Source organism: Microcoleus sp. Z1_A1, from assembly GCF_036700305.1.
Taxonomy (GTDB): domain Bacteria; phylum Cyanobacteriota; class Cyanobacteriia; order Cyanobacteriales; family Microcoleaceae; genus Microcoleus.
This window is the reverse complement of sequence record NZ_JAUBOR010000001.1, coordinates 229,739-255,717: the sequence shown is the minus strand read 5'-3', so window position 1 is coordinate 255,717 and position 25,979 is coordinate 229,739. Positions and strand designations below refer to the sequence as shown.

Genomic DNA, 25,979 nt, shown 5'->3' with positions numbered 1-25,979 from the left:
TATCTAAGTGTTGCAATAATTACGCTAAACTTTGGTTTAAACTGACATCTTGCACCATTCTCCAGAACAGGCAAGATCCCTGTTCCACAAAGAATTAATTTCTTGTGGGGAGTAGGGGTTGGGCAGGAGAGCCCGCCCATAAAAACCTTATTGAAAATGGTGCAACATCTCTGTTTAACTAAATTTACGATACAGTCGATCGATCAACTACTTCGTTTTACGACTGTATGGAGGAGCATCCCGATTTTGCAAAAAGCGTTTTTGAGGAGCGAGTATCTTGCACAGCAAAGCCTACATCTAACCGCGAACACTCCTGTGAAAGCACTCATTTGGATGCTCCCAACACACTTTAAATAGGAGCCGACTATTATATGTAAAAACAACTAAATAACACCATCTGATTCAACAGCTAGAAACCGATTTATTTGAGAATACCCCAGTCATTTTCTTGCTGGGTTGGCGGCGAGAGGCAACAATTTTATGATGAGTGATTAACCGAACTCGATATAAAATCTAAAATCGTTCAACTGAGCACTCACGCCGAAGTCTAAAATCTAAAATCTAAAATCTAAAATCTAAAATCTAAAATTGATCGCCTGTCATCTATAACCGATCCCGCATCTACTACTATGGCTCATACTCAGTTAAACGACAGCCAGCAAAATTGTCTGCAGCAAACTAAAGTTGCGACTTCCGAAAGAAGATTGAAAGCAGCTTTCAAGCCGTGTACCTACAACTTATCTGTTACCAGAAAACAGCTAATCGGACTGCTGACTTTACAAACAATCTTGCCCGTCGGACTAACGGCTGCAGCACTTTGGCTAACATCGGCAGTTGGAAGCAATCAACTGCAAAATCAAGCTAAATCAGAACTGAGCCTTAGTGAAATTAACTACAATCTCAAACTCGATCGCGCCGCCGACCGTTTGCAAAACTCCTCTGACAGCAAAACGATCGCCCAAATAGCCTTAGCTTACAACAGCGGTAAAAAAGTATCAGATTTGCAAAAATCTGTCAAGCAAATTATAGAAAATCAAGTCACAACAGGGGAAATAGACAGCGCGGCATTAGTTGGAAAAAACAGGCAGATAGTGGTTAGCGTCAACTCTAACCAGAAGGGAAAAAGTTTTAACCTGCAAAAAATAGTCGATCGAGTATTCGCTACAAAAGAGCCAATTACCGCCACCGAAATCATTGCTAAATCGGAAGTTCAGGAACAATTGGGATCTTTGCCGCCCGGAAAGGGATCTCGCCCTGTTCTCCTCCACTACGCAGCAATTCCCATAAAAGATCCCAAAAATCAGACCGTGATTGCTGCCTTAGTTTTAGGAGAAATTATCAGCCCAACTTCGGCAGTTGCTAGCACCGAAACCCTCAATTTACAGGGCGGGGGATATCAGGCTATCTACGCACCGCTGGCTGACGGCAAATTTGTTTTGGCAAGTTCGCAAGCAGTTACCAAAAACCAACAGTTACCAGACTTGCTGGCAGAGAAATCGCTGCTGACATCTGCACTCGCAGCAGGCGGCAAACCAGTCGCCGGAAACGTACAAACAGGCAGTCAAACTTATGCTGTAGCTGCCAAATCCCTTGGCAATTTAGCCGGAAAACCAGCCGCAATTTTAGTGCGATTCATCCCCAAAACATCAATAGAAACTTGGGGGGGCAATAACTGGCTGCTGGCAATGTCTGCGGCTGCCGTTATCCCGTTCGCCTTGGGAGTTGCCGTCACCCGCCGAATTGCCAAACCCGCTAACTCAGATTTATCAACAGCAGAGGGGAATTGGGCATTTAACTCCAGCGCCGAACCGCAGCGATCCCGGAAGTTTGATCTCATTTATGACAATTTAAATTTCGGCGAATTTCCAGATTTATTTCCCAAAAAATCGAGTTTAGATGGTAAATTAGCGGTCGATTTTCGATATAAAAAATTGGCTGACGATCGCCAAATCGCAAATCCCCACATCCCGCTCGCTTTCCAACCCCTAGAATTGCCCGAAAACTCCGTCTCAAACCAGTCGCGGCAGGTAAATACAGAAAATACAGAATTAGAAAAAAGCGCGATCGCCTTAAATCAAGTCCAGGAAGCTTGGCAAGACTTAAATCGCCTCAACTGGGAATTGCAGCCAGAAATACTCGATCGCCAAAACACTCAAAAAGCCCTGCGAAAGAGCGAAGCACTGCTGCAAGCGATTTTAGACAACTCAACAGCAGTAATTTACATCAAAGACCTTGACGGAAAATACCTGCTCACCAACCGCCATTTTGACAATTTGTTCGACATCACCAAAGAGCAAATAACAGGTAAAACTGATGGCGATATTTTTCCCCTAGACTCTTCAGCAGCCTTGCGAGAAAACGACCTGAAAGTTCTCGAATCCTCCTCGCCTCTAACCATCGAAGAAATCATCCCTCAAGACGACGGCCCGCACACTTATATTTCTCTGAAATTTCCCCTCTGCAACTCCGAAGGTAAAGCTTATGCAGTCGGTACAATTTCTACAGATGTGAGCGATCGCAAACTTGCCGAACTCACCCTAGAAAAAGCCAAAGCAGAACTAGAAATAGAAGTCGAACAGCGCACTCTATTCCTCAAACAAGCCAACGAACTCTTGCAGTTTGAACTCGCAGCCAGAGTCCGCGGCGCCATCACAGTCAGACAAATGACCGCTCAGGTAGCCCGACACGCCAGAACAGTTGACGGCATTCTCGGCGCTTCTCTTGACCTAATTTTTCTAGTGGATCGATCGGGAAAATACACCTATGTCAGCCGCACCGCCGCTCAAGCTGCCGGCATGAACCCCAGAGAAATGATTGGCAAAACCTGGCAGGAATTAGGCTGGTCGCCAACAATTATGCAGCGGGTTCACCAAGAATGCGACGGCCTATTTGCCACAGCCGAGCCCGTGAAAGGCGAAGTAATTGTCCCCACGGCAAGCTGGGGAACCCGCGACTACGAGTACATTCTCAGCCCGCTTTGTGCGACAGACGGCAGCGTCGAAGCGGTGGTGGCGACACTGCGGGATATCACCGAACGCAAAGACGCTGAGGAAGCATGGCAGTTGGCTAAAGAAGCCGCAGAACTCGCCAACCGCGCCAAGAGTGCTTTTCTGGCAAACATGAGCCACGAGTTACGCACTCCCCTCAACGCGATTATCGGCTACAGCGATATGCTGGTGGAAGATGCCGAAGAGTTGGGCAACTTAGAGGTTGTCTCGGATTTAGACAAAATTCGCACTGCTGGGAAACATTTGCTGCGCCTAATTGACGACATTCTCGACATTTCCAAAATTGAAGCTGACAAGATGGAGATTTACCTCGAAAGCTTCGATGTCGGCGGCTTAATCGAGGAGGTGGCAACAACTATCAAACCGCTAATGGATAAAAACGGCAATACTTTGGAAGTATTGAGTTCTGACAATATCGGCGCGATGCACGGCGATTTGATGAAAGTGCGGCAGGTAATGCTGAATTTGCTCAGCAATGCTGCTAAATTTTCTGCTAATGGGGCGATCGTACTTACTGTCGAAAGAATTACCAGCGAAGAATTAAAAAATAAGTATCAACCCAGAGTTGCTCAAATGTTAATTTTGGATGCAGACTTTTTAATTTTCCGAGTGACGGACACGGGCATCGGCATGACACAAGAACAGCAAGAGCGACTGTTCCAACCTTTTACTCAAGCTGACGATTCAACTACTCGCAAGTACGGGGGTACTGGTTTGGGACTGACTATCAGCCAGCGTTTCTGTCAGATGATGGGTGGCGATATTGAAGTTTCTAGCGAGTTAGATTGCGGTTCTACTTTTACTGCTTGTCTGCCTGCTTCATTGTTTAGGCGATCGGAATTTTAATATTGTAGGGGCGGGTTTTACTAACAATAAAAGCCAAAAACAAACAATACTAATAAACCCGCCCCTCCGCAACACAAAATCGCAATTTACATCTTTTGCATATCGTAAAAGGTAAGGTTGATGTAGATTATCTGCTGTGCGGGGGCGGGTTTTCTAGATGGCGACTTGCCGACATAAATGGTTGGTAAAACCCGCCCCTACGGGAAATATATAAAAAAGAAAACAATAATTATGAAATACGATGTTGATACCCGCAAGAATAGCATTTTGACAAAAAGTTTATTTTTGTTCCCGATCGCCTGTTATGCGTGCCTCGGAGCCTTGCTATGCGAGCAATCTGCGGCTTTTGCCCAGGAGCCGGTCTGCCCGACTGGCAGCGCTGCTAATTTCCCGTCGCCCCCGCTTTCGCAAACGGAAAAAAGCGTGCCGAGTCTGTGGTTAGCTCAAAAACTCTATGGCGGCAAATTGCTCGATCGCTGGTTTGTCGATCCCGGCAATACTTGGGTAATTATCATAGTCAATCGCCAACTTTGGAGTTTGCTCGATTATATGGAACGCTATCAGTTTGTCAACCGCTTCGGCACTGTCGCCAGCGATTATGGTTACAATGTGCGAGTTTGCAACCGTCAAGGCACTGCTTTGGCAGTTTATTCGTGCAAGGGCGATCGGCTTAACTGTCGGATTGATTTAGAATCTCTGTCAAATCCAGGTCTTCGAGGAGGGGTGAAAGGCTTTTAGATTAGTGTCCTTACAAGAGTTAGGACACGGCGCCGTGCCTTTGGGAGTGTCAACTTAAGGTCAAACCCATAGTCCGGCAAGGGTTGAAACCCCTGCCTCAAAGCTAAAGTCGTCTGAAGACGACTAATGAGTTCTTCAGTCCTCTTTGAGAGGACTTTAGCTATTAGACAGGGGTTTCAACCCCTGGCGGGCTCGCGGGATGACTGTAATTTAACTTCTCACTACTTGCCGAATTTCTTGCCAGAGCGATCGATACAGCGAAATGCCCGCATCCCCAAACGGCAGCAGAAAGTCGCTAGCAGCAAGAATCTTAGCATCCGGCAACAACACAGAATTAGTGCGAACAGCTTCCGGTAAATCTTCGGGTTTCATGCCGACAATTATCGGCGAACTAGCCTTAGCCAGCAAAGATAATTGAGGAGCAACCCGAGGCTGCAAGCAAAAATCAATCCATTTCTCCACTAAAGAAACTGGATTCCCTGATGCTGGTTGTACCCACAAATCTGTCCACAGTGCAGTTCCCGAAACTGGAATTACTAAAGCAATATCCTTTTGAGTTTGCAGCAGCGGCAGCAAGTCCCCAGAGGAACCTACTGCCAACCAAGTATCGCCTAAAATTAATGGTTGCAGGTAAGCGTCCGAACTATAAAGTTTAACTTGTTGGTGCAAATTTGCGAGTTCTTTTTTGAGATTTGGGACTTGATCTAATTGCTGCGTATTGTAAGATTTCCCTAGTTTTTTTAATGTTAAACCGATAACTTCTCTGGCACTGTCTGGCAGAGAAATTCGATCGCGCAATTCGACTCGCCACAAGTCTTTCCAATCTGTCGGAGTCCACCCCAAAGCCTTAAATTTGTCGGTTCGATAGGCAATTACCGTACTTCCCCAGCGGTAAGGTGCAGCCCACACTTTACCTTGAGGATCTAATTTACCCTCATCGTTGCGCCTGACGAGTTTTTGCCATCTTTCGGGCAATTGTGACCAATTAGCAAACTTACCAGGATCGATCGGCTTAATCAATTTTTGCCTAATTGCCAAAGTCAGCCAGTAATCTCCCAACATCACCAAGTTAGCTTGATTTTTGGATTCGGGAACCCGTTTCCACTCCTGCAACAGGGCGAATAATTCTTTTAATTGTGCTTCTTGCGTTACCTGCAAAAGCGGAGACGGTTGTACATCGCGGCTAAATTTGCTTACCAGTTGGGCCGGAATACCGTTTTTGAGCGATCGAATTTTGAGAATCGGCTTCGAGTCGCACCCTGCCGCCAATTGACTTAAAGTTAGGGTGGCGGCCCCCAATAGCAAAGACCTTCGTTTCACCTGTCAATCCGCTTTTCTAAATATTGACCCATCGTTTTGTGTTCTACAGCCGGGGAAATAATTGTTTGTCGAGTCCGGTAGTGGGCGCCGATTTGTCTTATTTCTTTTTCAAACACAGAGCCATTGTACTCGGTTCTGCTGCCAAGAGAGTCTGTTTGACCGAAAGCATCCAGGATACAATCCCCCGAATTTATCCATGGGATCAATTCTAAAATCTAAAATCTAAAATCTAAAATCTAAAATCTAAAATCTAAAATCTAAAATCTAAAATCGCGCAATCGATTGGCTCTTGCCCTGATTTTACCTTCTACATTGTCGATCGAGCTTTCCGATGCCGAAAACTCCGTCAACTTAACGCCTAATTTCTGTGCTGCAAGTTACTTTGAGCCAGTTTTGCTCGTCAGCCCGGTCGATCGACTGCATCTGTGTTACATTTTTTAATATAACGAAACAACGAGAGCGCTGCCATCTGCCGTTAGATGACGCTTTTTACACAACCGAAGTGAAAAAGTATTTTTATATCGGCGACAGATTAATAACTAAAAAAACTAAAAACCAATTTATCTAAATCCTGAAAGCACTAGCGAGAGCGAAGTCAATCTAATAGGACGCTCTGCCATCCGACTCTCAGAAACCCGACGTTTTATCTCTGATTCAAGGTTTGAACGAAGTATGGAGGTTAACCAACCCGGTTCCTGTGTCCAAGACTATGTAAAACCTAAAATCTAAAATCTACAATCGACTCACGAATGGCGAGCGATTATCTTCAGGCTGGCTCCCTAAATCTACCGTCAGAATTAGAAACACAACAATTACGTCAAAAATTAAATAATTTAGTGATAAATCCAAGTTATGTAAAGATTTACCTAAAATGTAAAGATATTAAGTTACGAGCCAAAGGATAATTGTATGGAAGCGCTCCGCCAGCAAGTTACAGTATTGAGCCAACAAGTCGAGGCCCTCTACAAACTCATAGAAAACCTCAATGAAAAGCTCTTGGAGTCGGCCAAGGAGACGAAGCTGACTCAGCAACAGAGAAACGATCGCTCTGGAACGCTAGGAAATGATCAAACCTCCCCCTATCAAAGCTACAGCAGTCTCGACGGCCTCCTCGAACACAAAGACATACTGTTAGATGACAGCTACTTCGACAAAAATTCTCAAAGCCTGGAAAAAGAGCTGAGCGCTGAGATTCAAATCCAGCGCTTAACAGCTCAGCTAACAGCAGCTTACAATCGAATTGCCGCCTTGGAAGAACAGTTGCTCTCCAAAAGAATGCACTCGCAACATCTAGGCGGGCCTAATTAAATATTGCTACCGGGTATCGGGTATTAATTTCAGAAAAAATACAATTTGCGTCGATTTATGCTCGTCTACTTATAGAGTGATTGTAGGGAGTTTTTGGTCTCGCACAAGTAGGATGGAAATAGCATATTAAGGCGAGATTTGGTATAGAAATAGCAATCCTCTTTGTTTGGTGAACAAGATTTTTTTTGATGAACCGCAGAGGGCACAGAGGGCGCAGAGAGAGAGCACAAAGAGCACAAAGAGCACAAAGAGCACAAAGAGCAGAAAGAGAGAAGTTCGCAAATCCGGGATCGATTGCTATAACTACGTACTTAATTTTTAACTTCACACCGCGAGGCTAAAGCTTCAACAGCGTGGAGGAGTTGAGTTGGAGTCCAATTTGCAGTCAAGCCACTGGCGATCGCACACGATCCCGCACCGACCCCTTCTTTAACATAGCCGCGATCGTAAGCTTGCAGTTGCCCGTAGCGAGATCCAGCAAAACTTAGCTGCGCCGCCAACAGAGGCACACCGCCGATATCATTCGCAAGTCCTACAGTGTCTCCTGTAGGGTCTTCGGCCACCCAGCGCGTAGTCCCCACCGCGACTTGTTCGGGACTCCATAGCAGAGCATATTCACGGGCTAAGGCTTCCATCAAAGCGTACACTGCCAGCATTTGCGTGCCCCCGGCCAGAAGCACCCCGCAAGTCCGACTCGCGGCGATCGCCATTCCCGCCACCGCTATTTGCATCGGATCGCCTACCGCCGCTACCAATTCCAAGGGAGTGCTGTTTTGTCCGCCCATTTCCCACTCGGCATTATTGAGTCCCGCTGTCACTGCAGCCAATTTTTGAGCGTGATTGCAGCGAGGATGAGAACTATTAACTTTGCCCGCCGCTGCAATACCCAAACCCATTAACACGCCCAAAGCAGTAGTCGTTCCCCCAACTACGCACTCCCCTAAAATTAAATAGCTACCATTAGTTTGAGCAGCCAATTTAGCTCCCCAAATTAATCCTTGTTCGAGCAAATGTTTGACTGTTTCGAGTTCTAAAGCATTCCCAGAAATCAGACACTTTGCCGGAGTGCCGCCCAAGTCAATTGCAGGTACGGGAGGTGGGAGGGGCAAACCAGCATTAAATAGGTAAAGCGGAAGTTCCAAAGCTTCGACTACAGCGCGAGATATCAGTACCGGCGAGGCACCCGCTTCTAGGGGCGGCAAAGGATATTGGGGCGACGGTTGGGGGCCGTTATACAAAAATTCTGCATCGGCTAAACAAGTAAATTGTCGATCGTGCGGGGTTGCTCCTGCTGCTGAAATCCCCGGAATTAAGCCTGTCGCGGTAAATCCTAACACGCAGGCAAATATCGGTTTTCGTCCTCGATAGCGATCGAGCCATCGCTGCCCCTGTTCAATTTCTGTATAAATACCAATCATAAATTAGTCATTAGTCAGTAGTCAGTAGTCATTAGTCAGCAGTCATTAGACCTCTGCAATAATTATTGTGGAACAGGCATCTTGCCTGTTCAAGACTTGCTTTGCAGGAGAGGTCTATTAGTTATTAGTCATTAGTTATTTAGTAGCCATTAGCAATTAGCAATGCCCGATGCCCCATGCCGCATGCCCCAGGCCCAATAACTACTCTTCTTGACACTCCCCTGGCTAAAGCCGAGGGGATTCTTGATTCGCAGAATCAACTTGCCGATGCAGAATTACTTCAACATCGGTAGCGGTCAACTCTCCACAAGCGTTCGGATCTAAGATCCAAGTTCCGACGTGCCCCGCCGTACTTAATCCCCGACTTAGGATATTTCTACCTGCGTTGTGATCGCGATCTAATACACATCCACACCGACAAGCGTGAGTTCGCGTTGATAGACTTTTCTTAACCATGGTTCCGCAGCTAGAACATTCTTGACTCGTCCCGTGGGCTGGCACGGCAATTGTAATCCTTCCGAATACTTTACCGAAATATTCCATCCACACTCGAAACATATACCAAGATGCGTCGTTAATCGATTTAGCTAAGCAGTGATTCTTCACCATGTTTTTGATTCTCAAATCTTCATAGACTACACAGTCGTTTGACTGGATGACGCATCTTGCTAATTTCACAGCAAAATCTTTACGCTGTCTACTTATTTTGAGGTGGCGTTTTCCTAGAATTACCCTAGCTTTTTTTCTATTTTCTGAACCTTTGACTCGCTTTGAAAGCCGCCTTTGGGCTTTCTTTAGTCGGCGCTCTCCTTTGCCCAGAAAACGCGGATTTTCGACTGTAACACCATTAGAGTCTGTGTAGAACTCTTTGAGCCCCACGTCTAATCCAATAGCATTACCTGTAACTTCAATCTTCTCGGAACGGTCAACTTGAACGCAAAACTGGATGTAGTATCCATCGGCTCGTTTGACTAAGCGTACTCGCTTAATCTGGGTAAGCTGATAAAAATGTAAGTCGCGCGTCCCTTTCAGCTTAAGTTTTCCGATGCCTTTTTTATCGGTAAAAGTGATAGATTTTCGGTCAGTTGCCATCCGCCACCCGGTCGTTTTATATTCGACCGACCGATTGTCTTTCTGAAACTGCGGAAAACCCTTTTTCCCGGTAATTTTATTTTTACAGTTGTCGTAAAATCGGGCGATTGCCGACCACGCTCTTTCTGCGCTTGATTGTCGAGCCATGCTGTTGAGTTCATCGCAAAACGTCCATTCTTTAGCTAAAACAGCACTGTACTTATTCAAGTCATACTTGTTGACTTTTTGGTTTTCCATCCAAAAGCGCAATGCTTTGTTACGGATGAATTGTACTGTTCTAATTGCTTCGTCTACAGCGGCAAATTGCTGCTTTTTTCCGTATGCTTTGAATTCAAAAACTAGCATGACTTCGACCTCATCACGATATGCTTATGCTAACAACATCGGCTTAATATCGCTTGAGTTGTTCACAAAGCTTTACACGTAAGTTTCGTATACTATAAAGTTAGTCGTAAAAACTTGGTTCTAACAAAGGAAATGGGAGGCTTTAGCCTCCTTCTGTTTTTCTTCCCCGGACTAAAGTCACGGGGTTTTCATGCTTGATCGTTATAATCGATCAAAACTTCCACCCAGCTTGGTGGGCGCGGAATTGGGTTTCCCAAACGATCTAATAGCAGCAAAGCTACTAAATGCACTACAAATAAATAGACAATATTGTTAACCAAAATCATCCCGGCGGCGATCGCCCCAATTGTGTTCAAACTCGGTACATTAAGCCAGCCCAGCTTCACAAACACCCATTCCACCATCTCTGTTACCTGGGCCGTTACGTAAACCCATAGATCCTGACCCACCAACGCTGACAGCAGCCAAAACCGAAAAAAGAAGCCGACAGTACCAATGAGAGCGCCCACACTAATAGAGAGTGACCAACTCGCTTTGCGCCTCCAAAGTCCTCCCAGCGCAACTCCCATAATTCCAAAAGGCATCACGTATAAAATGCTCCGCGTCGGGCCCATGAGTACCGACAGCAGCAAACCCGATACCAAAGCTGCCATCCAAGCTGCTCGGTTGCCCCAGCGCAAGTAAACCAGGGCGATGGGTATCGGAAAAAAAACCCGCAGCAAAGGCCCCAGCGGAAAGTAATAATTTACCAGCCAAATTAAGCTAGCGGTACTTGCCAAAAAAGCCGTTTCTACCAGCCTTAAAGGCGCTTCCCCAGAGATGTGCTTCCCCGGATCGGGATTTGGGCGATCGCCAGTCATTGCTGAAATATCGGCGGTTTGGGGCTCGTTATTTGTACTGGGTGAACTACCCGAATTAGACGCAGCATCTGCTGACAAAAAATCACTCATCCGATTTTAGATTTTAGATTTTAGATTTTACGGGACTGGCCCCCGATACGGCTGATTCCCGGTTTCAGTGTTTGGATGCCTCGCCGCCAAATTTAATATTGCTCGCAGAAACCGGGAATCAGCCAGGAGCGGAAGTCTTACAGCGGATTCCAGGTTTATAAAGTACACCCCAGAAACCGGGTTTCTTCTGGATTTCTCGCCAGAAATCGGTTTTATTCAAGAAACCCGGTTTCTCTGTACTTCACTTACCTGGAAAGTGCTGTATTTTCGATCGATTTTTTCAGCAAACATTTTCAGCAGCATTATTTTTCAATTTTGCCTTCCTGGATTACCAAAACCGAACAAGATGCGTGGTGAACGACATAATTGCTGACACTGCCGAGGAAAGCTTCTGCGAACCCCGTGCGGCCGCGCCTCCCCAATACTATTAAATCTGCGCCCCAATTTTCGGCTGCTTCACAGATACAATGCCCCGGATCGCCGTCCTTTTTGCAGTCAAATTCTACCTGCAATCCTTTTTTTGCTGCAGCGTCGCAGTAATTTTTTAGCAAACCCGAAGCGTGTTTTACGTCGCTTTCCAGCCGCAAACGTTGAGCTTGATAAGCTTGATCCATTAACTCGACATTCATGCCCAAATCTACCGGAATTGGCACTGCCGTCTCCCCCAGCGTGCTGACAGTAACGCAGTTAAATAGCATCACCTGGGCGCGATCGTTCAGAGCTAATTCTAAAGCTTGCGTGAAAACACGGTGGCCCAGTTCAGAATCATCTAAGGCGGCGAAAATTTTCTTAAAACTCACAGCTTTACCTCCTGCAGGAAATCATTAATATCACTTAGTTAACAGAGAGTGCTTTTGAATTAGATTCAATAAAAGCAAACTCTGATACTTCTAGACTAACAGACGCTCTAAGGCGTGCAGGTCGGGAATGCACAAAACGTCACGTTCGCGCTGAATAGTTCCTTTTTTTTCCAGCTTGCTGAGCACTCGCGTTACTGTTTCGCGAGCCAGCCCGCTGAGGCTGCTTAATTCTCTGTGTGGCAGGTTCGGTATTTCTGTACCTCCTGTTTCCAGGATTTTTTTGCCTTGCCCTTCGGCCAAAAATAAGAGAATATCTGCTACTCGCGAGGTACTGTCGGACTCTCGTAAACGCAGGCGGCGGTTGACTTGTCGCAGGCGACGCGCCATCAGTTGAGCTAGGCGAATGCCTGCTAGAGGCTCGGTATGAATGAGCTGCACAAAATCCTGAGATGGCATATTGCCGATCAGTGTCGGGGCTAGGGTGATCACATCTGTCGATCGCGGTGCTTCTTCGATCGCGGCCATTTCCCCGAATAATTCTCCTTTCCCTAAAATATTCAGTGTTACTTCTTTTCCGTCTAGGTTGTAGGTGCGAATTTTCACCCAACCATCCAATATAAAATACACTGATGTTCCCCAGTCATTTTCGAGTAAAATCACTTGATTTGACGGATGACTTCGGGTAACGATGTGGACAGTTGCTCTCTCGATTACAGGATCGGGTAATCCTGCAAAAAAAGGAGTAGAAACTATCAATTGATTTATATTAGAATTCGGGTCTCGGGTGTTAAAGCGGTCTTCCATGAGGCCATCATTTTAATTTATGCGCTTGAGCTGCGCTGGGCAGTTACAAATAGCTTGCAGCCGAGTCATTCGATTTGAGATTCCAGATTTGAGAAACAAGGATCTAAAATCGGCAATTTTACCTCTAAAGTTTTGCGGTCAAAGGCTCAATATGGTAATTAATAGCCTCAAGCTCTGATTGGGAGCTAGAAACTAAAGAATATACCATAATTTTTTAGATACATACCACTGAGCAAATTTTATTAACAAAATTTTAGCTATGTGGCAAACGACTGAGCCGATCGAATTACCTTTGAAAGCACTTCGCGAAGACAAGCTTAACACTGCTGAGAGATTTGTTGTCACTCGGCCTTGCTTTCGAGAAGGCAGAATCCACGATCGCAAGGGGTGCCACGGCAGACAGATCCCAAATCCGAGCAACTGCCTAGAATCTGGCCAATGTCAGCACGATCGGCAAAATCCACAGCCATTGCAAGCCTAAATACTGGCGCTCTTGGCGAGCGAAACCCTCCCACTTCCCAGCAAAATTTTCTGCTACCCAAGATTATTGTACCATTAGTATCTAGCCATGAATACAGATAATAGGCTATAATTAAAGGTTACTCAAATCCAGTATACGGGGATAATCCCGAATCTCGGTATCCCAAATCGCAAATTGTTTGAGGTTTTTTCCAAGTCGGTGAAAAATGAAGAGACAGTGGCGCGCAGACATCCTAACGAAACTCGCGGTGACAGTGTGGGGCTCTTTGTTCAAGCGGGTGAAGGCAAAAGTTGGTCGGGATCACAGCTATTCCGAGCAGGAATCAGCCTCCGGGTCAGGAAACTCGCCCCTGAGTCGCAGAATTTGAAAGCACTTGCAATTGATAGAAGCGGGCATTTGGTGCGGAAGTACCGGTTAACCTATGATAGGCAATAGAAGTTATCCGAAGACAAAAGGTTAATTAACTGTTGTCAGAAAATATTAGTGAATTATTGAGCGAAAGCATCCAGGATACAAGCCCCCGGATTCATCCGTCCAGAAATAAAAAACCTGTATCCGAGAAACTTGCCGAACGTATTTATCTCGCGCAAGTCAATGCTTCAATCTAAAATCTAAAATCTAAAATCTAAAATCGATTGACTTCAGTCTTTTGTCGGTAAAGTTTCTCCCAAGCCGCATTCCCAGAGGTTCCGCCCTTGAATTCTCAGAAGTACAAAATTCAAGCACTGATTGCTGAGATAGACGAGGTACTCAGCAAGCCCGCACCCCGCTTGCCTTGGACGGGTTCTCTTGATACTGTCCACCAGCGCCAACTTTTAGAGCGAGTTCGCGCTTATCTGGTTTCCTCAGACTCAAAGCTAACGGCCCCAAAGGCCGCGGCCCGCCAAAATGTCCGCCCCGAACCAGTTCCAGTACCCAAAGTGCCTCTGCCCCCCCCTGGCCCCTCAGCAGCAGAGCAAATCATGCTGGCAGTAACCGGAGAAATCAGCCACCTGCGTTCCAGCCTGACAGGGCCGCTCCAAGAAGACATAGAAGCTCTGCGGCAAGAGCAGCAAGCTCTCATTCAAGAAATCAAACAGCTAGAAGCAAAACGGCAGCAGCAACAATCCCTAGCTCAGCAACAAGCCAACCAACAGCAAATCATTGCTGAATTTTTGCAGGTACTGAGTGCCCGCTTGGAAGAAACCTTGACTAGCGATTTCTCCCAAATTCTAAATTCCCTAGAAAATCAGTTATTGCAAAGTATCTCAGCACCATACTCTTTGGGCAGTGCGCCTGATGAAGAATCGGCTATTGACGTAACACTTCACCGACAAACCTCAGAAGAACACCCGCTGCTGACGCCGGCTCAGAGGTTGGAGCAAATGCAACTTTTCCAATCTCATGCTGACAGTCTGCTGATGAGCCTCGATTCGAGGATGGCTATCGTGTTCGAGGCTTTGCAAGCAAATCTGCAAAGCTATCAAGCTTCCTTGAGACAAGAACTCGAAAATATGTACGGTTTGAACCAGCAGAGCGAGGCGATGTTCGCGGCTTTGGTCAACCACTTAGCTGCACAGTTGGGGCGAGAAGCTTCTTCCTACGTTCAACAGCCGATCGATTTAGCAAATAATCTCGAAACCGTTACCCCAACGGCCGCCGATCGATCTCCTGTCGCTCCAGCCCTTTCAAATACTGCGATCGAACACTCAGCCCCAGAGACTCAGACGGGAAACTCGGTGCAGTCCATTCGCAGCGGCGAATTCGGAGAAGAAGACAGATTTCCCTACGCCGGTACAGAAATTTCTCCGCAATTCAAACAGTTGAGGCGCGAACGCGATCGCATTCAAGCCCCAATTATGCTCCCGGAGTTGGAAGATAATTTGTTGGGTTATACACCCGAAATATCTCAAAATTCAACTCTAGATACGGGGGAAGAATCGGACAATAGGTTTACAGAAACAGACGAAGAGATTGAGGATTTGTATGCAAGTTTGTTCGCGGGAGAAGCGGTTCCTGAAGTAGAATTACAAGTCGAAAGTTTCCTGGTAGAAAATACTGAAATCAAGACAAAAACAGAAGGCTTAGAATACCGAGCGACGACGGATCTGGAAACTGCCGAATCGCTAAAAATGACCGAAGATTTGTTTGTAAATCTGCTGGATGAAGGCGAATCTTTGGAAGAGATTTTAGGAGATGAAAATTCAGACTTTGTAATGGGGAATTCTGTAGAGTCTCTAACTTTAGATAGTGCAGATTTATTTGAACCGCAAGTGGAAACAGTAGCTGAAGTGTCAGAAGCACCAGCCTCAACTGCTGAGGTGAAAATTGACGGGGACGATCGAGAAAATCTAGAAACGGGTCAAAACCAAGGCGAGCAGTTCGACGCTGCGATGCCTGAATCGCCACCTTTGCCGTTGAGAACGCCAGCCGAAATTAGCCCAAACCTCCCCAGTGCCGAGTCTCATGTGCCAAGTATCGGTGAGGTTCAAACTGGCGAGTCCGGCACTTCGTCGCAGCGACTCGATGAGGAGTACATCCAAGCTTCGCCGGACGAGGATTTGCTGCCGATAGAGGAATTAGAAGATGACCTCGATCGAGCTCTAAATTTGGACAACAACACTCTGGAACTTTTGGAGGCAGACCTCTACAATCTGGAGGAAGTGGAAAATACTAGCTCCCGGCGATCGAATTTCTCAGTCGCTAACAGCTTGGATTTATCGGCGAGTTCCCCCGAAGGCATTGCAAACAATCCCTTTGCCGAGGTGGCAGAGGAAGAACTCGGCACGCTGGAGGATTTGTTCTCCGATGTTTTGGAACTATCCTCGGATGATCAACCTTTTGTTTTGGAAGACGAACTTGAGGATGATTTGTTGGCTGAGGAAGACGACTCGAATTTGACGCTAGACGAGATTTTGGCTAGTTTGACCGAAACCGATCGACCTTTGACTGATTCTCCCCCTCCAGAAACTGCCGAAACTAACGAACTGCGATCGAGTCCTCCAGAAAGTCAAAAAAAAAACCTAATTTCGACAGAGAGTAAAGCAGGAGTTGTTGAGGGGAAAACCGATTTTAGCGAGTTTGCCGAAACACAGCAGCAAGAGGCGGCTGGGCATTCTGCAGCAGGTGCGATCGCCCCATCCCGACAACGCCGGAATTCTAGCTGGTATTTGGGCATTGATTTTGGTTCCAGCGGCCTGTCTGCGGCTTTACTCGATCGCACCAGTGGCGAATTGCACCCGATTTACTGGGAAGCATCGCAGGCTGAGGCTTGGCCAGCAGACGCCAGTTGTCGGATTCCCTCGGCTGCGGTGCTGACCCAAACATCCCCAGGTAGCCCAGGGTCAGAGGTGACAGTCAAGTCGGTGGGATTCCGACCCCAGGCTTTGCCTGCAGGAGAATTTTTACTGGAAAATTTTAAATTGCCTTTAAAGGTGGGCATTCCTTATCAGCGGGAGGCTGCTGGGATGTACGAACCGCTGTTGCAGTGGGATCCCTTGCAGGCTTTTTCGATCGCCTTGCCGCTGCAATGTGTGCGGGCGCTGCTGGCTACTTTGAATCCGAGTTTGCGGGGACAAAAATTTGCCGAATCGGGGGAAATTTTGGATTCTGCACCAAGGGCGAATTTTGCAGGATTGCCAGTTTCTAATTTAATTTGTAGGGCTTCGGGACTGACGCCAGAAACTCTTGATGCGGCGCTTTTAGACTTGCAGGGTGTAATTTTGGGGACTCCGGCCGGCTGGTCGGATGTTTATCGGTTTAATCTGCGGGAGGCGGTTTTGGGTGCGTCTCTGGTGGCTTCTGGTTCGCAAATTTTTGTGGTGGAAGATGCGATCGCCACTTTGCTTGCTGCTGTAACTCCTGTGAAAAATCGCATGGAAGTCGAGTCGTCAGCCGTGGATTCTGCTAAGGGCACTGAAGAAGCTGCACCGCTGACTGTGAATGCTTCGTCTTTTAGCGGGGGAACTTTGATTTTGAATGCGGGGGCGGCGACGGTGGAATTAGCTTTAGTTGAGTTGCCGTCTAATCTTCAAGATTTAACTCGTGCTGATTTTACTTGCCACAGTTTTGATGCGGCTGGCGATGCTTTCGATCAGGATATTATCTGTCAGTTGTTGGCTAAAAATGAAACTTGGGGAATGTCGATCGATTTGCCACGTCCTGGCCATCCCGATTTGCCGAGTCGCTATCAATTGCAGCAGCGGTTACAAGGTTCTGCTTTTGGCCTGCAATTGTTAGAGGCAGCAAGACAAATAAAAGTTACTTTGCAACATCAAAAAAGTTTTGCTTTGGATATTGGTCAGCAGCATTGGGATGTGAAGCGCAAAGATGTAGAAAGTCTGGTTTTAGTGCCTTTTGTGCAGCAGTTGAACCGTGAATTGAATGCTTTGCTCAGCCGCGCGGGAATGTCGCCGGCGGGGATTAATCAGGCGATTTGTGCGGGGGGTATGGGTGCTTGGCCTGCGATTGCCCGCTGGTTGCGGCAGAAGTTGCCGAATGCGATCGTGGTTCAAGACCAGGAATTGCAGGGCGATCGAGATATTTTTGAGATTCACAATTCTGCATTAAATTCTGTATCTCAAAGTACAAGTTCCCAAAAAATTGGTCGAGTTGCCTGCGGGTTAGCGAGTTTGGCTCTCTATCCTCACATTTTGGATGTGTCGCAGCAGCAGTACAGCGACTTTTTTCTGCTGTGGGAATTAATGAAGGTTTTGGGCGGGGAAACTTTGAGCTTTCAGGAAATTTTGCAGTTGTTGGAGGGCCAAGGCGTGAATACCCGCACCTGCGAACCCCGGATTTTGCGGATTTTGGAAGGAAATTTGCCGGCGGGACTTGTGCCTGCGGAGGAAGATTTCATCCTGCTTGCCGAGGAGTCAAGGCAAAATCCTGATTGGGAAGAAATTTGGGCTGAGCCGCTTTTCTTTGAAGATGTCTCACGCGGTTATCGTTTGAATCTCGAACACGCCTTTGTTGTTCGCAAATATTTAGGCAAACTCGCCTCTAGCAGCCAGCAAAAATTGTTAGAACCGCTAACACTTGCTTGGGATGTTCGCACCGATATTTATCGCTAAACGGCAAAAAACCCGGTTTCTCAGTAGAATCCTCCCTGTCTTCCGGGAAGAGTCCTAGCCGAAACCAGGTTTTTTTGCGTCCCGGACTAACTTTTTTCTGTAAATTTACGTAAGTTTACAGAAACTTTATACGTTTTTATAAAAAATACATAGAAACTTTATAAAAGTGTGATTGCTTTTTAAAGATTGTGCAAAGCTGAGTATTTCAGGTTCAGCAGATTTGGGATGGCTAATAAGATGGACGTAAGAGATCGTTAAAGTTGAGACAAATGATATGAAATTTCCGATGGGTGCCTCGTCGAAATCATTATTATCAGAAATGATGTCGTTATGTTTTCCAGAATCTACTTACAATGTCTGTGTATCAAAACAACACGCTCACCGATCCGTAACGAGCAAGGTAAAACGGTCGATCGATATTTTGGGTGCGCTGCTGGGACTGGCAATTGCTGCTGTGGTGGCGGTGCCGGTGGCTGTGGCGATGCTGTTGGACAATCCGGGCCCGCTGCTGTACAGTCAAGTCCGCTGCAGCTTCAAAGGGCGACATTTCAGAATATGGAAATTTCGATCGATGGTTGTCGGTGCAGAAAATCTCAAACATTTAGTTAGCAACCAAGCCAAGGGTCACATTTTTAAGAATGAAAATGACCCGCGAATTACCCGCGTCGGCCGCTTCTTGCGGAACACGAGTTTGGACGAGTTACCTCAATTCTGGAATGTGTTAGTTGGCGACATGAGTTTAGTGGGAACTCGACCGCCAACTCCCGATGAAGTGGCTGCCTATGACGAGTTCCACTGGCAACGTTTAAATGTCAAACCCGGTCTGACTGGGGAGTGGCAAGTCAACGGACGGTCTAGAGTTAAAGACTTTGACGAGATTGTCCGCATGGATCTCGACTATCAGCGCAAGTGGTCTGTTGTCTACGACATCACTCTGATTTGCAAAACAATTTCGGTTGTGTTGAGCAAAGACGGCGCGTGTTAGGTAAACTGTTTTGGGTTGTGTGTTTGTTTGTTATGAGCTGCGATGCGATGAATATAGAGCTAAAATCTGTTTTTCTAAAAGTTAAACAGCTACAAAAAATGTTAAATTAAGGGCAATCTTTTTACAAGGTTGCCCTTAATTTTTTTCCTCAGCCTTCTTCCTTTTTCCTTCTTCCCTCTTCCCTCTTCCCTCAGCCCTCTTCCCTCTTCCTTCAGCCTTCTTCCTTCTTCCTTCTTCCTTCTTCCTTCGTTTTATGATGAATTTGCCTAATTTGATTACTTTTTCTCGCTTACTGGGAGTGCCTTTTCTGCTCTACGGTTTGTACGACCCAAGCGCTCAAAGCCGCTGGATTTGCACCGCGATTTTTGTGGTAGCTGCGGCTACTGATTGGCTGGACGGCTATTTGGCTAGGAAGCTGAATCAAATTACCGATTTGGGTAAGTTTCTCGATCCTTTGGTGGATAAATTGTTGGTTCTCGCGCCGCTTTTAGTGTTGATTGAGTTGGGGAAAATCCCGGCTTGGGGAGTGTTTTTGATTTTTGGTCGGGAGTTGACAATTGCGGGGTGGCGTGTTAATAAAACTACGATTTCGGGAGCTAATATTTGGGGGAAGTTGAAGACGGTGAGTCAGATTGTGGCGATCGCACTTTTAATTGCTCCTCTGTCGGAAGCGTGGAATTTTCCCGCATTAATTGCTTTTTGGGTTTCTGTGGCTTTAACTTTGATTTCTGGCGCTATTTATCTGTGGCCGGAAAAGACTGGTGAGGAAAAGTAAGCTACCTTCTTGATTACTCGTTCCCAAGCTATTCCTGGTAACGAGTTAAATTCCTATTAAACTAAGCCGAAATCAAGCGACCTTTCGGTTGAGGAATAGAACGCCCCAATTCCTGAGCCGTCTCAATCCACTCCTGCATAACAATCTCGATATTTTGTAGTGCTTCTTGATAAGTTTCGCCATCCGCAGCGCATCCGGGTAATTCCGGCACTTCGGCAATAAATGCTTGGTCTTCTTGACCAGGAATTTCTTGATGGTACAAGCCCCCGGATTTATCCGTGGAATCAATCCAAAATCGAAAATCTAAAATCCTCAAGCCCCCGCATTTATCCGTGGGGTCAATCTAAAATCTAAAATCTAAAATCTAAAATCGATTGACTCCAGTAGAGGATAATTTCATAGCGAAGCATCGTTTTCACCTCCTAGTTGGTGTTTGAGAATTACCTCACGAATTTGCCGGACTTGATAGGCTTTGGCTTGCGAGCCTTTGGGTTGAAGATTTAGGATTTCTTCAACACCATCTTTAGCAAATACAGCATATTCCATGTATATGTAGTACACACAAGAAAAGCGATCGCCCGTGTAAGGTGCGTCGCCACCCGTCAATCTTCAAGTTTTATCCAATATCTCGGAGCGACGCACCCTACCGATTAACTATTAAAATCATCAGTCCTCTAAAGAGGACTTTTGCTATTAGCCGGGGGTTTAAACCCCCGGCGGACTTGTGGAAAAGCGAGGATTTATCAAGATTACTTCACTTTAATAATGACTCCCAGATTTCCGGTAATGCACCGCTGTTACGCCGTCATTATTGAGCAAATGACCGTTTTCAACCGCTGCATATACTACCCAGTGATCGCCACATTCCATCCGACTTATCACTTGGCATTCCAGATAAGCTAGAGCATCAGTCAACACCGGACAGCCGTTGCTAGCTTCCATTGTTTCGACTCCCGCAAATCTGTCTTCTCCCGGAGCAAAGTTTTTCATGAAATACTTCCGCAACTGTCGCCCTTCGGCTAAGATATTCAGCACAAACTTATCTCCGGCGTACATCAAAGCTTCGATCGATCGATCTTTCGCCACCGCAATCGTCACACCGGGCGGATTAAATGTTGCTTGCGACACCCACGAAGCCAGCATCGCACTGGCGACTTCCCCCCGCTTCGCCGAGAGTACGCACAGCGAACCAACCAATCTCCCTACTGCTTGTTCAGTGCGATCGCTCCCTGCTGCTAACTGCGGTTTCGGTGCCCGCAATTTTTGCGATCGAATCAAAGCTTGAGCAAAATCCGTTCCCGCTTCTTTACACTCGTGAATCGTCGCCGCCGTCGGCTTAAATTTGGCTCGAATCGGCTCAAATCCAATTCGATAGCCGGCATCTTTCAGCTTATTTTCCACTAAGTCGATCGCCTCTCCACTCCAGCCAAAAGAACCGAAAACCCCCGCTAGTTTGCTCTTAGTTGCTGTAGATAAAACAATTCCCAAAGCAGTTTGAATTTGCGTCGGAGCGTGTCCTGCTAGCGTGGGAGTTCCGATGATAAATCCCGCGCATTTTTCGATCGCCTCTTGAATTTCTCCCGGTTCGGCAAATTCGCAGTTAATACTTTCCACCGCCACGCCGGCTTTCGTAATTCCTTTGGCGATCGCCTGCGCTAAAGTAGCCGTATTTCCGTAAGCCGAAGCATAAATCAAAGCAACTGTCAAGTCTTTTGAATTTTGTTGCTGGCTCCATTCCCGATACAAATTGCTCAGTTCATTAAGGCCGTAACGGACGATCGGGCCGTGACCGGGAGCATAAAATGCTGCGGGTAAATCGGCGAATTTATCCATTGCCGTCAGCACTTGTTTTGCCTGAGATGCGTGCAGGGAATCGTAATAATAGCGCCGATCTTCGCTGTAAACGCTCCACCCTTCATCAAATACTTGGTCGCCGCAAACGTGAGCTCCAAATAGTTTGTCAGTGAACACGATTCGAGTGTGCGGATCGTAGGTGCAAAGTTGGTCAGGCCAGCGGGGAGTCGGAGTCGCGATGAATTTTAAGGCGTGACCTTTTCCTAAGTTGAGAGTTTCCTCTCCCCGAACGACCATAATGTTTAATTCTTGGTCGGGGAAAGCGGCGCGCAAACTAATTGCTGCTGGATTCGTGCAAACCAAAGCTGCTTCAGGAGCTAATTCTAACAGAGCTTTAATTGTTACTGATCTGTTAGCATTGAAATGCCCCAAAATTATGTAATCCAGCTTGGTCAAGTCCACCCGTTGCTGTAAAAAATCGATGTAATTTTGAGTAAAAGATTCCCCCGGCGGATCGAACAAAGCAGTTTTGTCAGCTTGAATAATATAGCTATTGGCTGTCGTCCCCTTTTGCAGCGAATACTCGACTTCAAATTTGAGTCTGTCCCAAGTGCGCGATCGCACAATAAAAGTATCGAGTGCGATCGGGATAAACTGCACATCGCGGGGTTTGGCATCCGATGCGAGTCTAGGAGTCAAAGTATTAGTCATTTATTGCACCTATGAGAAACTGAACTACAGAACTTCTTTTGATTTCGTGCCAAAACTTGGTATCTACAATGTCAAACCTTGCACCTCTACCCTGTAAATTGGTATCCAGGTCAATCAGAAATTCCCTGGTTTTCAAATCGTCGCCAATTTGGATAAAGCTCACTCCAATTTCTTCATCTTTATCTATTTTATTTGCCGCACTTACAAGAATTTCGGCAACAGCAGCGGTATTTTCGGGTTTTTGATCTAAAACTGCAACAATTATTGTTCCGTTTTTCCCTTTGGCATTTGGTTTGCTTGCAAAATAATCACTAAAAGTTGCTTTCAGAGCTTCTTCCAAATTAATTGCAGTGGGGTTTTCTGAATCCGGTTCCGTATTTTGTCGCTGCAAAATTTGAGCTAACCGCGCAACATTGGAATTTTGATACTTCCACATAGGAGTAGAAGCTTCGTAAACGGTGATGCCGTCGCTGTCAAATTGCTGACATTTTTTTGCTAAGTCGATCAGAGATGCCTGTGCTTCTACCCAATCCTCGTACCAAGGATGGTGAGGGTCTCTGCTGGCATCGCTTCTGGCAATAATAATTGTGTAATCTCGGTCTTCTAAAAGATTGGCAGGCATTGGCAATTCCCCTATTAAAATGAAGTCTAAATGACAACGGTTTGCCCGGTTTGCTGCTGGTGGCGCACCCAACACCCAGAAGCCGGTAAGGTGCGCCACAAGCACCCAAAGTTGAGAGTTTTTGGCTAGCCAGTTGTGTCCTGGACTGTAATTGTAGGGTGCGTCAGTAGATAGTCGATGATGAAGTCGAATAAAACATCGGCTGACGCACCTTACTAATACGTTTGGGGTATGTTGACTCAGACAGTCAATCAATATATCGTTGAATTTCCCCTTTGCACCTGACAACAGTCAACTGTCAACTATCAACTGACAACTGTCAACCGTCAACTGACTTCCTAATAGTGATTTCCCACTTTGCGGTGGTGAACAGCAGGCAGTGCATCGGGATTGGATACGCGGCCGCTATCAACGATCGCATATACGATATGATGATCCGAAAGTTCCATCCGGCTGACTACTTCGCATTCCATGTAAGCTAAAGCATCTGTCAGAATTGGAGAACCGTTGGTTGCTGGTTGAGTTTTAACTCCGGCAAATCGATCGGCACCAGGAGCAAAACGCTTTAAAAAGTGCCTCATCAAAGTTTGATAATTGCCTTCTTCCAGCACGTTGAGAACAAATTTATCTCCCGCGCGCATCATCGATTCGATCGCCCGATCCTTCGCAACTGCTATTGTTAAACCCAGCGGTTTAAAGCTGGCTTGCGTTACCCAAGAAGCTAGCATCGCACCGCTAACCTCGCCTTTTTGAGCGGTAATGATGTACAGTCCGCCGCTGATTCTTCCCAAAGCTTTATCGAGGTCGCTGTCGAGGGATTTCATCTGTTTGACTGCTTTGTCCCGCGTCAGCCACTGTCCTAAGTCAGTGCCGGCTTCGTCGCAAAGTTGATAACTCGCTTCAGTCGGTGATTCTTTAATTAAAATGTTGGGAAATGCTTCTTTTAAACCCAACTCTTTGAACTTGTTTCGCAGCGGGTAAATCGATGCGTCATCGCCGCCGCCGGATTCACACAAACCGAAAGATTGTTTGTTGTTAGCTGCAACTAAAATTGTGTTGATTGCGGCTTCGGCATTTACAGCAGCAGTACCGCCACTCGGTGGCGAACAAATTACGATACCGGCAGCATTACTGACAAGTTCCGCAACTTCTTGTAAGTCGGCGATTCTCAAATCCATCATTTCCACAGCGACACCTGTTTTGGTGATACCGTGGGCGATCGCTTGGCTGAGTCGATCGCTAAATCCGTAGTCGGAGGTGTAAAATACCGCTACAGTGGTTTCTGCCTTAGCTTGCGCTTGGCTCCACTTTTTGTAGCGTCCGGTAAGTTCCACCACATTGTGCCGCAGCAGCGGCCCGTGACCGGTCGCAACTGTACCGATTTCTCCCAATTCTGCCATCCGCTTCATCGCAGCGAGTACCGATCGAGCATTGGGACCCATCAAACACTCATAATAAAAGTGGTAATCTTCCTCAATTGCTGCTAAATCGTCATCGAAGGTGCTGTCGGAACAGTAGTGCATCCCGAAAGCGTCGCAGGTAAACAGCACTTGAGTTTTGCTGTCGTAGCTGAAAATAGTATCAGGCCAGTGCAAGTTCGGCGCCGATACGAATTCGATAATGTGGCCGTTTCCTAAATCTAGTTTGTCCCCGTTTTTGACCACCAATCGCTCAAATGGTTGGTGTACAAGGTTTTCTAAAAATTGAATTGCTACTTTCGCCCCCACGACAATCGCTTGGGGTGCCAGCGCCAGCACGTCTTTGACTAAACCGCTGTGGTCTGGTTCGGTGTGGCTGATAATTAGATAGTCAATCTCTTTGGGGTCAATTTCGCCCGTTAGAGTTTCCATGTATTGCTGGCGAAACTTCTCGTGCGAGGTATCCACGAGGGCCGTTTTTTCACCGCGAATGATGAATGAGTTGTATGTTGTACCGTTTTTGAGTCCGAATTCGATGTCAAAGCGGTCTCTATCCCAATCCAGGCATCGAATTGCCGTTGTGTCAGAGGCAATTTCGACTTTTTCCACCGTCAATCTGCGTTGGACTCGTTCAGTCAGCGCTACCATCAGTGCCTCCTTGTCTTTTACCCATTACCTTATTGTCTTCATTCTGACACGTTTTTTTTGTAAATCTTTATAAAATTTCCTATCACTCAGTTAAGCATCCCAAAACTGATCTCTATGTATTGACAAAAACCTAATATGTGTGCTATGGAAACCAAGTTCGATCGCCCAACCGATCGAACTTGGTTTTGCATGGAAATTGTGATCGAGCAGTCAGTTAGGATCGCGAATTAAATAACTTACAATTTTAATTGTTATTGTGGGATGGGCGTCCCGCCCGTCATGAGTGGACGGGCGGGACGCCCATCCCACTTTCAAGAGTGGAAGTTATTTAATTCTCATTCCTTAGTTAGTACCAACTTAAAAGCTGTACAAAATGTGCAGTAAGACGATCGAATAAAAAAAGCCCAAATCCACAGGGCAAAATCGATTCAGTGAAGTAAAGCTATGTCCGAAAGTTCCTTTGATAAAACTAAAAACTGCCCAAAATATACCGAATGTCAAATTGCCATCTTGGTTTGATTCCCCCATCTTGGGGGCGATCGCTAAACCCACCTTTTGGTTAATCTTAGCATTGCTCCCAGTCTGGGCGAGTTGGCAGATTTGGCAACTGTTACGTTTTTACAAAAAATTAAGGATTAAGTAGGTAATAGCAAAAAACACTAAGCTGTTGCGGCCTTTAAATTGTATGTCCAAAAAAATCAAAGTCTTGTGGGGAGTAAGGGTTGGGCGTCCAGCCCGCCCTGAATATACAATTTAAATGTGCAACAGCTTAATATCCAATCGATAATTTTCGGGGCGAATTTTTACCAACAAGAATTGCCCAAAAACTACGCTCTCAAAAACTCCATCCCAATGGCAAATCGCC

General features: G+C 46.3%; 20 protein-coding genes. 8 read left to right on the top strand and 12 right to left on the bottom strand.

What is annotated here, in order from left to right; genetic code table 11:
• Window positions 1–629: 629 nt before the first annotated feature.
• Together QT973_RS01070 and QT973_RS01065 are read left to right on the top strand one after the other, a co-directional pair.
• Window positions 630–3,854, top strand: coding sequence for a PAS domain-containing protein (locus tag QT973_RS01070; protein ID WP_333390341.1), 3,225 nt, complete (start codon window positions 630–632; stop codon window positions 3,852–3,854).
• A 231-nt stretch (window positions 3,855–4,085) separates the two neighbouring features.
• Window positions 4,086–4,592: a hypothetical protein gene (locus QT973_RS01065; protein WP_333057986.1), complete on the top strand. Its 507-nt coding sequence runs from the start codon at window positions 4,086–4,088 to the stop codon at window positions 4,590–4,592.
• A 210-nt stretch (window positions 4,593–4,802) separates the two neighbouring features.
• Here the strand turns inward: QT973_RS01065 and QT973_RS01060 are convergent, their stop codons facing one another.
• Window positions 4,803–5,912 (bottom strand): extracellular solute-binding protein, encoded by a 1,110-nt coding sequence (locus QT973_RS01060; RefSeq protein ID WP_333390338.1) that lies wholly within the window; start codon window positions 5,910–5,912, stop codon window positions 4,803–4,805.
• Window positions 5,909–6,118, bottom strand: coding sequence for a phycobiliprotein lyase (locus QT973_RS26965; protein WP_445243076.1), 210 nt, complete (start codon window positions 6,116–6,118; stop codon window positions 5,909–5,911). Before QT973_RS26965 ends, QT973_RS01060 begins: the two co-directional genes overlap by 4 nt.
• A gap of 76 nt (window positions 6,119–6,194) precedes the next feature.
• Here QT973_RS26965 and QT973_RS01050 point away from each other — a divergent pair, with 76 nt between their 5' ends.
• Both QT973_RS01050 and QT973_RS01045 read left to right on the top strand, forming a co-directional pair.
• The gene (locus QT973_RS01050; protein WP_333057988.1) at window positions 6,195–6,353 is read left to right on the top strand and encodes a hypothetical protein; all 159 of its coding nucleotides are present in this window, start codon (window positions 6,195–6,197) and stop codon (window positions 6,351–6,353) included.
• Between the two features lie 468 nt (window positions 6,354–6,821).
• Entirely contained in the window at window positions 6,822–7,220 is a 399-nt protein-coding gene (locus tag QT973_RS01045; protein ID WP_242715966.1) for a hypothetical protein, read from the top strand.
• 311 nt (window positions 7,221–7,531) lie between these two features.
• Here QT973_RS01045 and cobT read toward each other — a convergent pair whose 3' ends face one another.
• The 5 genes from cobT to QT973_RS01020 form a co-directional block, all read right to left on the bottom strand.
• Entirely contained in the window at window positions 7,532–8,638 is a 1,107-nt protein-coding gene (cobT, locus tag QT973_RS01040) for a nicotinate mononucleotide-dependent phosphoribosyltransferase CobT (RefSeq protein WP_333390335.1), read from the bottom strand.
• Between the two features lie 225 nt (window positions 8,639–8,863).
• Window positions 8,864–10,075, bottom strand: coding sequence for a transposase (locus QT973_RS01035; RefSeq protein WP_333298332.1), 1,212 nt, complete (start codon window positions 10,073–10,075; stop codon window positions 8,864–8,866).
• A gap of 188 nt (window positions 10,076–10,263) precedes the next feature.
• Window positions 10,264–11,025: a DUF2232 domain-containing protein gene (locus QT973_RS01030; RefSeq protein ID WP_333233756.1), complete on the bottom strand. Its 762-nt coding sequence runs from the start codon at window positions 11,023–11,025 to the stop codon at window positions 10,264–10,266.
• A gap of 302 nt (window positions 11,026–11,327) precedes the next feature.
• The gene (locus tag QT973_RS01025) at window positions 11,328–11,825 is read right to left on the bottom strand and encodes a universal stress protein (RefSeq protein ID WP_333058207.1); all 498 of its coding nucleotides are present in this window, start codon (window positions 11,823–11,825) and stop codon (window positions 11,328–11,330) included.
• 90 nt (window positions 11,826–11,915) lie between these two features.
• Window positions 11,916–12,629, bottom strand: coding sequence for a Crp/Fnr family transcriptional regulator (locus tag QT973_RS01020; protein ID WP_190663937.1), 714 nt, complete (start codon window positions 12,627–12,629; stop codon window positions 11,916–11,918).
• Window positions 12,630–12,888: 259 nt separating this feature from the next.
• Between QT973_RS01020 and QT973_RS01015 the strand changes: the two genes are divergently transcribed.
• The 4 genes from QT973_RS01015 (at window position 12,889) to pgsA (ending at window position 19,921) form a co-directional block, all read left to right on the top strand.
• Window positions 12,889–13,110 carry a hypothetical protein gene (locus QT973_RS01015; protein WP_333260648.1) on the top strand — a complete coding sequence of 74 codons (222 nt, stop codon included), beginning with the start codon at window positions 12,889–12,891 and terminating at the stop codon, window positions 13,108–13,110.
• A 695-nt stretch (window positions 13,111–13,805) separates the two neighbouring features.
• Window positions 13,806–18,161, top strand: coding sequence for a hypothetical protein (locus QT973_RS01010; RefSeq protein WP_333390332.1), 4,356 nt, complete (start codon window positions 13,806–13,808; stop codon window positions 18,159–18,161).
• A 319-nt stretch (window positions 18,162–18,480) separates the two neighbouring features.
• Complete coding sequence (locus QT973_RS01005) at window positions 18,481–19,146, top strand: sugar transferase (protein ID WP_333390329.1); 666 nt, start codon at window positions 18,481–18,483, stop codon at window positions 19,144–19,146.
• A 256-nt stretch (window positions 19,147–19,402) separates the two neighbouring features.
• Entirely contained in the window at window positions 19,403–19,921 is a 519-nt protein-coding gene (gene pgsA / locus QT973_RS01000; protein ID WP_333150896.1) for a CDP-diacylglycerol--glycerol-3-phosphate 3-phosphatidyltransferase, read from the top strand.
• A 61-nt stretch (window positions 19,922–19,982) separates the two neighbouring features.
• Here the strand turns inward: pgsA and QT973_RS00995 are convergent, their stop codons facing one another.
• The 5 genes from QT973_RS00995 to QT973_RS00975 form a co-directional block, all read right to left on the bottom strand.
• A complete protein-coding gene (locus QT973_RS00995) occupies window positions 19,983–20,183 on the bottom strand; it encodes a type II toxin-antitoxin system HicB family antitoxin (protein ID WP_333390326.1) in 201 nt (66 codons plus the stop codon).
• Window positions 20,184–20,317: 134 nt separating this feature from the next.
• A complete protein-coding gene (locus tag QT973_RS00990; protein WP_333337965.1) occupies window positions 20,318–20,527 on the bottom strand; it encodes a hypothetical protein in 210 nt (69 codons plus the stop codon).
• A 153-nt stretch (window positions 20,528–20,680) separates the two neighbouring features.
• Window positions 20,681–22,426: a diflavin flavoprotein gene (locus tag QT973_RS00985; protein ID WP_333390323.1), complete on the bottom strand. Its 1,746-nt coding sequence runs from the start codon at window positions 22,424–22,426 to the stop codon at window positions 20,681–20,683.
• Entirely contained in the window at window positions 22,419–23,048 is a 630-nt protein-coding gene (locus tag QT973_RS00980; RefSeq protein ID WP_333058218.1) for a hypothetical protein, read from the bottom strand. Before QT973_RS00980 ends, QT973_RS00985 begins: the two co-directional genes overlap by 8 nt.
• Before the next feature lie 338 nt (window positions 23,049–23,386).
• Entirely contained in the window at window positions 23,387–25,114 is a 1,728-nt protein-coding gene (locus QT973_RS00975) for a diflavin flavoprotein (protein WP_333207639.1), read from the bottom strand.
• Window positions 25,115–25,979: the final 865 nt, after the last annotated feature.